This window comes from Alkaliphilus crotonatoxidans, from assembly GCF_054658015.1.
The window spans coordinates 190044-201750 of record NZ_BAAHXS010000003.1 but is presented as its reverse complement, the minus strand read 5'-3'; the positions used below and the strand labels follow the sequence as shown (position 1 = coordinate 201750).

General features: G+C 44.3%; 9 protein-coding genes. All 9 read right to left on the bottom strand.

Annotated features, from left to right (window positions below; translation table 11 throughout):
- Positions 1-46: 46 nt before the first annotated feature.
- On the bottom strand, positions 47-1105 hold the full coding sequence (gene chvE / locus ACYQ1I_RS01915; RefSeq protein WP_459761909.1) for a multiple monosaccharide ABC transporter substrate-binding protein: 1059 nt from the start codon (positions 1103-1105) through the stop codon (positions 47-49).
- 102 nt (positions 1106-1207) lie between these two features.
- Complete coding sequence (locus tag ACYQ1I_RS01910; protein WP_459761907.1) at positions 1208-1903, bottom strand: L-ribulose-5-phosphate 4-epimerase; 696 nt, start codon at positions 1901-1903, stop codon at positions 1208-1210.
- Positions 1897-3588 (bottom strand): ribulokinase, encoded by a 1692-nt coding sequence (locus ACYQ1I_RS01905; protein WP_459761906.1) that lies wholly within the window; start codon positions 3586-3588, stop codon positions 1897-1899. The genes ACYQ1I_RS01910 and ACYQ1I_RS01905 overlap by 7 nt, the downstream gene beginning before the upstream one ends.
- A gap of 181 nt (positions 3589-3769) precedes the next feature.
- Entirely contained in the window at positions 3770-5158 is a 1389-nt protein-coding gene (locus tag ACYQ1I_RS01900) for an L-fucose/L-arabinose isomerase family protein (protein ID WP_459761904.1), read from the bottom strand.
- A 111-nt stretch (positions 5159-5269) separates the two neighbouring features.
- Complete coding sequence (locus ACYQ1I_RS01895; RefSeq protein WP_459761903.1) at positions 5270-6373, bottom strand: GntR family transcriptional regulator; 1104 nt, start codon at positions 6371-6373, stop codon at positions 5270-5272.
- Positions 6374-6520: 147 nt separating this feature from the next.
- Complete coding sequence (locus ACYQ1I_RS01890; RefSeq protein WP_459761901.1) at positions 6521-7132, bottom strand: YesL family protein; 612 nt, start codon at positions 7130-7132, stop codon at positions 6521-6523.
- A gap of 30 nt (positions 7133-7162) precedes the next feature.
- Positions 7163-8665: a xylulokinase gene (xylB, locus tag ACYQ1I_RS01885; RefSeq protein ID WP_459761899.1), complete on the bottom strand. Its 1503-nt coding sequence runs from the start codon at positions 8663-8665 to the stop codon at positions 7163-7165.
- Positions 8666-8677: 12 nt separating this feature from the next.
- Complete coding sequence (gene xylA / locus ACYQ1I_RS01880) at positions 8678-10006, bottom strand: xylose isomerase (protein WP_459761897.1); 1329 nt, start codon at positions 10004-10006, stop codon at positions 8678-8680.
- A 62-nt stretch (positions 10007-10068) separates the two neighbouring features.
- On the bottom strand, positions 10069-11676 hold the full coding sequence (locus ACYQ1I_RS01875) for a glycoside hydrolase family 43 protein (RefSeq protein ID WP_459761895.1): 1608 nt from the start codon (positions 11674-11676) through the stop codon (positions 10069-10071).
- Positions 11677-11707: the final 31 nt, after the last annotated feature.

Below are 11707 nucleotides of genomic sequence, written 5' to 3'. Positions count from 1 at the left end.
TGATGATTAAAAAATCATCACTAAATTATCTTAAATGTTAAAAATGCTATTGAAGCTGATCCTTTAAATAATAGCCGCTGTTCAACAACACTTCTTCCCAGTTTGTGTTATCTACTGAAACAGGCTCCAGCAAATAGGCGGGAACGATTTTCATACCATTTTCATAGGTAGTTGTATCATTTACTTCGGCTTCCTCATTACTCATGATGGCCTTTGCCATGGAAACAGCTTTTTTAGCCAATTCCCTGGTATCTTTGAATACTGTCATGGTTTGCTCCCCGGCAATAATTGATTTCACAGAGGCGACCTCGGCATCCTGACCCGTTACCACAGGCATTGGCTGAGCTGCACTGCCGTACCCAACCCCCTTGAGGGAAGAAATTACGCCGATACTAATTCCATCATAGGGTGATAAAACTGCATCGATCCGTTCGGTAGTATAATGGGCACTTAAAAGATTATCCATTCTGGCCTGAGCCAGGGAACCGTCCCATCTTAAGGTAGCCACCTGCTGCATTCCTGTTTGCCCGCTTCGAATGACCAGCTTACCCTCATCAATATAGGGCTGTAGAACAGACATGGCACCATCGTAGAAGAAATAAGCATTGTTGTCATCCGGCGATCCACCAAATAATTCAATGTTGTAGGGCCCTTCAGTGTTTTTTAAATCCAGGGCCTCTTCAATATAGGTTGCCTGTTGAACCCCCACCTTGAAATTATCAAAGGTTGCATAGTAGCTGACATGGTCACTGTTTCTGATCAGTCGATCATAGGAAATCACAGGAATACCGGCATCGTTGGCCTTCTGTAGAACATCGGTTAAGGATTCTCCGTCAACGGGCGCAATGATCAATAGCTTAACGCCCTTGGTAATCATATTTTCGATTTGTGCCACCTGATTTTCTACAACGTCCTCGGCATACTGCAAGTCTGCTTTAAAGCCTAATGCCTCAATTTCCTTCACCATGCTCTCGCCATCACTGATCCACCTGGATGATGATTTAGTAGGCATTGAGATTCCAACATCTGCACCACCTGCACTGTCACAGGCCGCAATTGATATTGTCAAAACAAGAATCATTACTAAAACCAATACCTTTTTCACTCAAAAATCCCCCTTTTTTAATTGGTAATTACTTTATTTCATTTTCACCTTTTCCCTTGTTTGACGAACTATGCAGCAGGTGAAAAAATTTAATATAAAAACTTATCCCTGGCCATAATAAGCCTTTTGGCCATGCTTTCTCAAGTAGTGCCTGTCTAGTAAATCCTGATTCATTTTATATTGATTATGATTGCTCTTTATCATCGTAGTCTTGTAGGCCATCTTGGCAATTTCCTCTAGAACCACAGCGTGGTATACGGCATCATGGGCTGTTTTTCCCCAGGTAAATGGGCCGTGTTCTTTGACCAGTACCGCCGGAACCTCCATGGGATTCAATTCCTGAAAGGTCTCCACAATGACTTTCCCTGTTTCTCTTTCATAGTCACCCTGAATTTCATCGGAGTGCAGATCCCTTGTACAGGGAATGGCCTGATAAAAATAATCTGCATGGGTGGTTCCCAGGGGTTCTATGGCCACACCTGCCTGGGCATAGCTCGTTGCCCATTCTGAGTGGGTATGTACCACACCGCCAATTTCTTCAAAGGCTTTGTATAGCTCTAAATGAGTGGCTGTATCCGAGGAGGGCTTGTAGGACCCTTCAACCACCTGCCCCTGAAGGTCTACCACAACCATTTTATCTGCTGTCAAATCTTCATAATTGATGCCGCTGGGCTTAATCACAATTAAATTATTTTCCCTGTCAATACCGCTGACATTGCCCCAGGTATAGACAACTAAGCCTCTTTTCACTAATTCCAGATTGGCTTCTAATACTTCCTTTTTTAATTTTGCTAGCATGTTAAGCTCCCCCTTGGTCTTAGAGCTTCTGATTTAATCCTTTTCAGACGCTTCATGACATCGTTCTCACCCCTGCCAAAATAATCATGGAGCCTTTTATATTCCTTGTACAGCTGGTCATATACTTCAACATTTTCCTGAATTGGCTTATAGCTTTCATCCTTCACCCTTGCCATATATTTCGCCGCCTCTACGATAGACTCATAACCACCGTTTTCCTTGCCGGCGGCCACCGCCCCAAACATGGCTGCACCAAGGGCTGGAGTTTGATCAGAGGCAGACAGTTTGATTTCCATATTGGTAACATCGGAATAGATTTGCATGAGCATTTTGTTCTTTTCGGGCAATCCCCCGCAGGCATATAATTCATTAACAGGAACACCGGCTTCCCTGAAGGCCTCAATAATGATTCTTTTTCCAAAGGCCGTTGCTTCAATCAAGGCCCGATACATTTCCTCCGGCTTGGTTAAAAGGGTCATCCCCAGGAATAAACCGGTTAAATTGGTATCTACCAAAACGGAACGATTTCCATTCCACCAATCCAGGGCCAATATGCCACTTTGCCCTGGCTTTAGCCTGCTGGCCTTTTCCTCAAGGAGTTGATGAAGGCTCAGGCCCCTTTTTTTAGCTTCCTCTGTATAATGGCTGGGGACACAGTTTAAGATAAACCACTCAAATATGTCACCAACGCCCGATTGACCGGACTCAAAGGCATAGTAGCCCGCCACGGCGCCATCCTCTACCACACCACACATACCATCAACTATTTTTTCTTCTTCCCCCAATAAAATATCGCAGGTGGAGGTTCCCATAATCATCAGCATTTTACCAGGGTCAACAACATTAACAGCCGGTGCCGATACATGGGCATCGACATTTCCAACGGCAACCCAAACCTTTGCCCTTAGCCCCAGCTTTTGGGCCATGGCTTCCGTCAGGGTTCCGGCCCGGCTACCTATTGGTTTGATTTCACCCTTTAATTTCTCCTCAACAAGGTTTTCCAGGCGAGGGTCTAATGCCTTAAAGTAGGCCCTTTGAGGAAAGCCCTTTTGCTTATGCCAAATGGCCTTGTATCCGGCAGTACAGCTGTTTCTTATAAAATTCCCTGTAAGCTGCATCGTTACCCAATCAGTGGCCTCCATAAAGCTATAGGTCCTTTCATATATTTCAGGGGCTTCATCTAATATTTGCAAAATCTTTGGTATTAACCACTCTGAGGAAATTTTGCCGCCATATCTTTTTAAAAATTCCTCTCCCCTTTCCGATGCAATTTTGTTAACCTTATCTGCTTCATCCTGGGCTGCATGATGCTTCCACAGCTTTACCCAGGCATGGGGATGATCCTTGTAGTCTTCCAGCTGACACAGTACCCTGCCATCCTCTGCCACAGGCATCATAGTACAGGAGGTAAAGTCGATTCCCAGACCAATAATATCGTCAATATCAACCTTTGCCTGATCGATTATGGCTGGAATGGTTTTTTGAAGTACCTCCAGATAGTCATCTGGATTTTGTAGTGCCCAGTCGTGCTCTAATTTGATATTGGTTCCTGGAAGCTGTTCATCTATCACACCATGGCGATAAGGATAAACAGCGCTGGCCAGCACCTCACCATTTTTGATATTGACAAGGACTCCCCTTCCCGACTGGGTTCCGAAATCAACACCAATGGCATATTTACTCATCAACGCTCCCTCCCCTTCCTAGGGCGTGTCTGAAAATCCACTCAAGGGCATCTTTCACCGCTTTTGTCCCACGCAGCGTTGCTTTTCTTGACGTACCCCTGGTATGCCTTGAAAAAACCGCCTTGCTTGGAACATAAATTCAGTGAAATCTGCACCCTTGAGTATTCAGACACAGCCTAATCTATACTTCAACGTATTCGATATCCAGTATGTCGCATAAAAATTGCCATCTTCTTCTTAAATCCCCAAGATGTAATACCTGATGATGGGTTCCACCATTTCTTAACCAATTGTTATTACATTCGTAAACCCCTGTGGACGGCCTGTAGTGGAAATAGGGCATTTCTATAAAGGGGATTTCCTCGGTTTCTAGAATTTCACCGTAGGATACAACCAATCTATATTTTTCTCCCCATAGGGGCACCAGAGAAACAAGGGTTGCCTCACCGGGCTTTGCCATAAATACTGTTGTGGGGGGATTATCCAGATTGCCAATACCCAGCACCCGATCCCGCAGTTCAACCTTTTTTGCTATTTTCCAATTTCCTTCCCCCATATGGCTCATCAGCATAGACCCCTTTTCAAAGTCCATGGCATACATTTCAGTAAAGTGGGCATTCTCTTGAAGTACATGGCCTGCCGCCACCAGGGAACAGGTAATGCTGTCTCCCTCTGCTGCATAGCCATAGCCTTCGGCCATCAGATTGGAGGCTGCCAGCATAGGTATTTGTCTGAATCGTCCATCTCCCTTGAATACATTGAAATAGGCCGTAAAGCCACTATATCCCTTTTCCATCAGTAATTTTTTAAAGCCCAACTGCATTCTAACGGCATATTCGTGGTTTTCCCGCTTTAACTTAGGATCAATGATGAAATTGTGATAATCCTTTTTTATTTGTTCATCAATTTCCTGTTGGGAAACGTTTTCCATATTTCGATATACCTGCCCAATATCTTCATAGCAAACCTGGGGACCTATTTTCCTTAAAAATGCCGAATCATCGGTGGTAATATCCCCCATGCCCTCCATTCTTCCAAAAATCGCAACCTTCATTTTCCTTAGCTCATTGACAGTTTGGGCAGCCTTTGCCCAATCAGCTACATAGGCCTTGAAGGCTTCTGAGCGCCAATCTTCAGATATGATGGTACAGGGCTTTTGATAGGTTCTTAAAATGGCATTGGCGGTATCCTGGGCACCATGGATTCCCTGATTATAGGTAAGGTCATCCATGTTCCATTGGTCCGTAACACTTGGTACCGGTTGAATATTTGCCAATAACAATGGCAGCCGGTTCATTTGCAATGCCCTAACAATTCTTTGGCCCGGCCCGTAGGTCAGCATGACAATCATAATCCCATCTAAATTATTAGAATTAAACTCCTTAACGATCTCCTCAATATCCTGCCTGTTCCTGGCCGCCCTGGGAAAGATCAGCTCAACTTCATCGGAAAGCTGCTTCACAATTTCCCTTGCGTAGCCCTCTTGATGCTCTGTAATGCCTGGAATCATATCATCATATAGTTCTTGCATAATTCCCAGTAACCCAATTTGAGGCTTTGAACCCTTCATTTTTGCATACCCCCTAATTTAAATTTATTTTTAATAATGAATAAAATATAATATGTGCGCATATCATTGTATATTACCTTAAAATTGTACGTACATCTATAAGTAAATTTTTTATATTTTCTTTGTTGACTCCCTTACAATTAATTTGGGCTGCATCTTTTCCTGAATCAACAATCCTTTATCCTTAATCAGCTCTAATAGCGCATGGGCGGCCCTTTCACCCAGGGCTGCCTTGGGATGGGCAACTGTTGTTAATTTTACCTCTGCGGTATGGGCAATATTGGAATTGTCAAAGCTAACAATGGAGCAGTCATCTGGTACCCTGATGCCATTGTTTTTTAGTATTTCCAACAGCCTTACTGCAATTTGGTCGTTGTAGCATACCACTGCACTGCTGCTGTTGAGCCTCCTTAACAGGATTTTGATATAATCCTGATCATTAAAGAAATCATCCCTATCCTCTGTACTATACCAGATCACGCTTTTTTCAGGAATCTCGATATTAAATTCCCTGAGGCATTTTACAAAGCCCTGGTACCGCCTGTGACCCTGCATGTCGTCACTTTTAAAGATGCCGCCGATTTTTTTATGGCCTTCCATCACCAGGTGTTTCGTAGCAATATAACCGGCGTGGATATCATCCTCAATGATATAGGAGGACTCCATTTCTTCGTAATAGCCATTAATAAAGATGATGGGAATTCCCCGGTTGATAAACTGCTGGTATATATCCTTATTGGGATTGGAAAAAACACTTTTGGTAGGCTCTGTGATTAAGCCCTGAAGGTTGTTAGACAAAAGGTTTTTCAATACCACCCGTTCCTTTTCAATTTTATTATCTGTGTTGCCTAAAATAATGCTGTATTCATTTTGAGTCAAAACATTTTCAATGCCTTCAATAATATCGGGAAAAATATAGTCTCCCAAATAGGTTGTTACCACCGCAATTAGCTTCCCGTCTCCTTTAAAATGATCTGATGGATAAGACACAAAGGTTCCCTTTCCCTGTACCTTATAAAGCCAGCCTTCATTTACCAGATGGTCGAAGGCCTTTCGAACCGTATGCCTGCTTATTTTAAATTTATCCATTAATTCAAGCTCGGTAAAGATTCTGTCATGGGGCTTCAGGTCGCCATTTTTTATGTATTGGATAATATAATCTATGAGTTGCTTATATTTTGGTTCATTCAGATTATGCTTGTTGAAATTATTCATATCCTCTCTCCTTATCTGTACAAATTTATCATATCATACGTACATATTTCGTGTAAAGTAGAATTTACTGAATTTTTTTATAAGTCAATCAAGCTGAAAAAGAGACAGGAAGATTGCTCTCCTGCCTCCTTTGTATTCTGTTATTTTTTACTTTTCAGCCCTCACTAATATCCTGGTTCCACACCCCATTACAATTAACCCGGTGGCACTCATGCCAAAGAAGGGAATCAGCCCTGGAATGAAATAAAAGAGATGATACAGCAGTACAAGGCCCAATACCAGTATCAGAATCATCTGGGGGCTACGTATGCCGATAACAGAAGCCACCTTGATATATTGCAGGGGCTTGAGGTCATAATGTACATAAACAGGGAAAATGAAGGCCGCGGTAATCAGATAAAGGATGGTGGTACTAATCAGGCTGACCAGCAAAACAGTCTGAAATGGCCCATCCATTACCTGTAAAAAGTTGTAGTTAAAATAGATTATATACCCAGCCCCTGCGAAAGGAAGCCCCAGCAGGTTTGACCCGATAAATTCTTTTTGGTAGGCTGTGATGAAGGTTCGCAATAATGGAATACCGGCTTCCCCCATGACCCACCTTTTTAAGACGGTAAACATCGCTGCCGTGGCTGGCATCAGCCCAAATATGATCAAGCCCCCAAAGGCAAATAAAATCCAGAGCAGATTTAAACAGGCCAGCTGGCAAATCCATTGACAGGCTGTATAAAATTTACTGTTTACCCAGTTAACTTCCACTTTATCCCCCCCAAGTCCAGCAAGGCTTTGTTAATTGTGACGGAATTTCTCCAGCCCTTCATTGATTACCCTGGTCTGATGATAGACCATTTTATAGAGACCATATATTTCTTTATATTTTTCAACATTTTCCGGGATAGGCTGAAATGTTTTGGATGAAGTAATAAACATCTTGGCGCATTGCTGAAGACTTTCATACCAGCCGCAGCCCCAGGCAGCCAGCATGGCGGCTCCCACAGCAGGCCCTTGCTCACTGGAAAGCCTGACAATGGCTGCATTAAAAATGTCGGCCTGGATTTGAAGCCAGATATCATTTTGGGCACCACCACCTATTGAAATGACGGTATCAATGGCCTTGCCCCTTTCTCTAAAGATTTCTATGGTTTCATTCAGAGAAAAGGTTATTCCTTCAATGACTGCCCGGGCAAAATCAATTCTTTTGTGGGAGGCCTGTATTCCAATAAAGCTGGCCCGAATGACGGCATCGGCATGGGGGGTCCTTTCTCCCACCAGGTAGGGGGTAAATAGCAAGCCATTGGCGCCAATGGGAACATCCCCTAATCCCTTTAAAAGGGTTTCATAGGTTTCTCCCGGAGCAAAGGTATTTTTGAACCAGCTCAGACTATAGCCCGCCGCCAGGGTCACCCCCATGGTATAGAAGGCCTTTTCTTCTCCGTGATTGAAATAATGTACCCTGCCATTGAAATCCCGGTCGCTTCTTTCCTCATAGGAAAGCACCACTCCTGAGGTTCCTATACTGCATAGGGTGACTCCATCCGATAAAATTCCTGAGCCAATGGCGCCACAGGCATTGTCGGCCCCTCCAGCAAACACCCTGGTGGTGGGGGCCAGCCCTGTTCTTTTGGAAAAATCCTCGGTTATGGTTCCTACGAATTGGTGGGAGGCAACCAGGGGTGGGCAGAGCTTAGGATCAATCCCCATCAGCTCACAAATTTCCTCACTCCACCTTTTCTCGGCCACATTCAGCATTAAGGTTCCGGCGGCATCGGAGTATTCACTGTGGATTTGCCCTGTCATGGCATACCTGAGATAGTCCTTTGGCAGCATAAACACAGCCGCTTTTTGATAGATTTCCGGCTCATGTTTTTTTACCCACAATAGCTTTGGTAATGTAAAGCCTTCCAGGGCAACATTTTTTGTGATTTCAAGAAGCCTTTCCTTCCCTACGGTATTGTAAATTTCCTGACATTGGGCAGTGGTTCTGGTATCGTTCCATAAAATTGCGTTCCTAAGCAGGTTGTTTTCATGATCCAACAGCACAAGGCCGTGCATTTGACCTGAAAAGCTGATACCTTCAATACAATTGCTGTCTTCATCGAGCTGATTCACCAGTTCCCTTAGGGCCATGGTGGTTTGATCCACCCATTCCCTGGGGTCCTGTTCACTATAGCCTGATTTTTCTTGAATTAATGGGTATTCCCTGGAAACCTCCAGGCAAATTTCTCCCCCCTGATTCATTAATAGTACCTTGACGGCACTGGTTCCGAGATCGATACCGATTACATATTTCATCTTGATTCCCCCTTAACGAGATGATTGAAATGACTCAATCAAATATTGATTGATTAGGCCCTTGAGCCTTTCCTGTCTGCCCGATCTGTTTTGTATCTCGCCAAGCTGTAATGCATATTCCTCCAGCCTATAGATATCGGCCCTGCCTTCAACGATATCCAGGCCAATGCCTTCCTTATAGCTTCCGTATCGCTCATCAATGAAGGTATCCAGTACCTGGTCTTCAACTAGCCTTTGGGCAACCCTTGCCCCCAGGGCAAAGGCATCCATACCTGCAATATGGGCATGGAACAGATCTTCTGGTTCAAAGGAGCCCCGCCTTACCTTGGCATCAAAATTGAGCCCGCCCCTTCCAAGGCCGCCGTTTTTTAAGATTTCATACATCGACAGGGTTGTGCTATAGAGATCGGTGGGAAACTCATCGGTATCCCAGCCCAGCAGGGTGTCTCCCTGATTGGCGTCTACCGAACCCAGCATACCGTTAATACGGGCTACGCGAAGCTCATGCTCAAAGGTGTGGCCCGCCAGGGTGGCGTGGTTTGCCTCAATATTGAATTTAAAATCCGCCGTTAAGCCATAGGCGTGTAAAAATGCCAGGCTGGTGGCTACGTCAAAATCGTACTGATGCTTTGTGGGCTCCTTTGGCTTAGGCTCTATTAAAAACTGAGCGTCGAAGCCAATTTCCCTGGCATAATCCTTGGCCATATGTAGGAAACGGCCTAAATTGTCAAGCTCCAGCTTCATATTGGTATTCAGCAGGGTTTCATAGCCTTCCCTGCCTCCCCAGAATACATAGTTTTCTGCCCCCAACTCTTTGCCAATTTCAAGGCTCTTTTTAACCTTTGCTGCTGCATAGGCATATACATCTGCATTGGGAGACGTTGCAGCCCCGTGAAGCCATCGGGGGTGGGAAAACATATTGGCGGTATTCCAAAGGAGCTTGGTTTTACTTGTCTTCATATGGGCCTTTATCATGGCGACGATGGTATCTAAATTTTTATAGGTCTCCCTTAGATTGCTTCCCTCGGGAGCGATATCGGTGTCATGGAAGCAAAAGAAGGGAACATCTAATTTTTCAAACAGCTCAAAAGCAGCCTCTACCCTTGCCTTTGCCAAATCCATGCCGTTAAATTGGCTGTAGGGGCGGTTCATGGTTCCCTGACCAAAGGGATCACTGCCGTCGGCCACAAAGGTGTGCCAATAGGCGACGGAAAACCGCATAAGGTCTTTCATGGACCTTCCGCCGATCTTTCCTTCGGGATCATAATATTTAAAAGCAAAGGGATTTCCTGAACGGGGCCCTTCAAAGGTGATGTTGCCAATGTTTTTAAAATAATTCATGATCATTCCTCCAATCTTTATTTTTAATTTTAAAGGTAGTTTTTCAGTAAAATATTATAGTGCTATATTTCCTTATAAATAAAATAGTCAAAATCAGCATGAAGATTTTCACCGGATGTATCCTGGCATTGCATTCCTACAAAGGCCCCTGTAAAGAAGCCGCCCCCTTGAATATAGTCATCTGACAGCTTGTAGGAATAAAATTCAATGGGAATGGTAACCCATTCCTTCCCATCTAAGGAATAGGAATACATATAAATGTTGGTATTGACCTTAGCACGAAGATATATGTAGGCCACCTGATCTGGTACAACGATTTCTTTCCCCTTAAGGGGCTGATCAAATTGAAAATTGTCGCAGGTCATCAGCTCCAGGATTCTGCCCTTGTCTTCATGCCATGTTATTTGAAGCGATGTCCAGTTTTGGGTGTTATAATAATTGACTAATCCTGCCGATTGCTGAAAGGACCTTGGTTGAAAGGCCACCTTTGTCTCTGCTATAAAATTAAAATGCTGCCACCGACGGGCCACAAAGGCCTGGGTAAACTTTGAAGTCAGTGATTCTCTGCCATACAGGCGAAGGTGCCCGGGGTTATCCTTTAGGGAGGCTATCTGATTCCCCAGGGGAATCCGTAGGGTCTGAAAATGAAGGTTCAGGGTTTCCTGATTAAAATCATCCTTTTCTTCATAGTCCCTTTCCCACTCTACTTCCTCGATATCGGGCCCTTCAATTTCCAGCGATGGTTGATTGCCGCCCAGGACATAGGGCCAATCGTCCTTCCATTGAATTCTTTGGATGGCGGTTTCTCTTCCAAGGGGGCAGTAGCCTCGATGATCCAACAGGGGCTGATGCTCCTTAGGCAAAGGCCTTCCAGTTAAATGAACTAAAAACCACTGATCTGTATGGGTTTTTACAAGGGAGGCATGGCCTGCCTTTTGCAGAGGATTACGGGGATAGGGCCATGAGGTTAACAGGGGATTTTCAGGATGGACCTCATAGGGTCCCCAGAGATTTTTAGACCGGGCAATGGTTGCTGCATGGTCATACCTGGTACCCCCTTCTGCGGTTAAAAGGTAATAGTAGTCATTTATTTTATATAAATGGGGGGCCTCGGTAAGCCTTAGGTCTGTTCCCTTAAAAATAATTTCTTTTTTCCCCACCAGCCTTTCCTCCTGAACACTGTATTCCTGAAGGACAATACCGTAAAAATTGTGATGACCGACACGATGATCCCAGAGCATATTCACCAGATATTTTTTTCCGTCTTCATCGTGAAACAGGGAGGGGTCAAAGCCCGAGCTATTTAGATAGACGGGCTCTGACCATTGACCATCTATGAAATCACTGGTCACAAGGTAATTATGGCAATCCTTCCATTGACCGTCCACCACCTTCACATCGGTGTAGATCAGCCAGAATTGATCACCATGGTAGGAGAGCTGCGGCGCCCAAATTCCACCGGAATCGGGATTTCCCTTCATATCCAATTGACTGACCCTGTTTAAGGGTCTTGAGACCAGGCGCCAGTTTTTTAAATCCCTTGAATGGTAGATACCGACCCCGGGAAACCATTCAAAGGTGGAAACTGCGATATAATAATCTTCTTTAGCCCTGCAAATGCTTGGGTCGGGATTAAATCCCGTTAAAATTGGATTACGAATGATTGTCATTGATATCCCCCTTTAACTATATGCTTTGTGG

Coding starts and splice junctions, on each gene's coding strand:
- ACYQ1I_RS01910 (WP_459761907.1), bottom strand. CDS start 1,903: ATGCTAGCAAAATTAAAAAAGGAAGTATTAGAAGCCAATCTGGAATTA.
- ACYQ1I_RS01905 (WP_459761906.1), bottom strand. CDS start 3,588: ATGAGTAAATATGCCATTGGTGTTGATTTCGGAACCCAGTCGGGAAGG.
- ACYQ1I_RS01900 (WP_459761904.1), bottom strand. CDS start 5,158: ATGAAGGGTTCAAAGCCTCAAATTGGGTTACTGGGAATTATGCAAGAA.
- ACYQ1I_RS01895 (WP_459761903.1), bottom strand. CDS start 6,373: ATGAATAATTTCAACAAGCATAATCTGAATGAACCAAAATATAAGCAA.
- xylB (WP_459761899.1), bottom strand. CDS start 8,665: ATGAAATATGTAATCGGTATCGATCTCGGAACCAGTGCCGTCAAGGTA.
- xylA (WP_459761897.1), bottom strand. CDS start 10,006: ATGAATTATTTTAAAAACATTGGCAACATCACCTTTGAAGGGCCCCGT.
- ACYQ1I_RS01875 (WP_459761895.1), bottom strand. CDS start 11,676: ATGACAATCATTCGTAATCCAATTTTAACGGGATTTAATCCCGACCCA.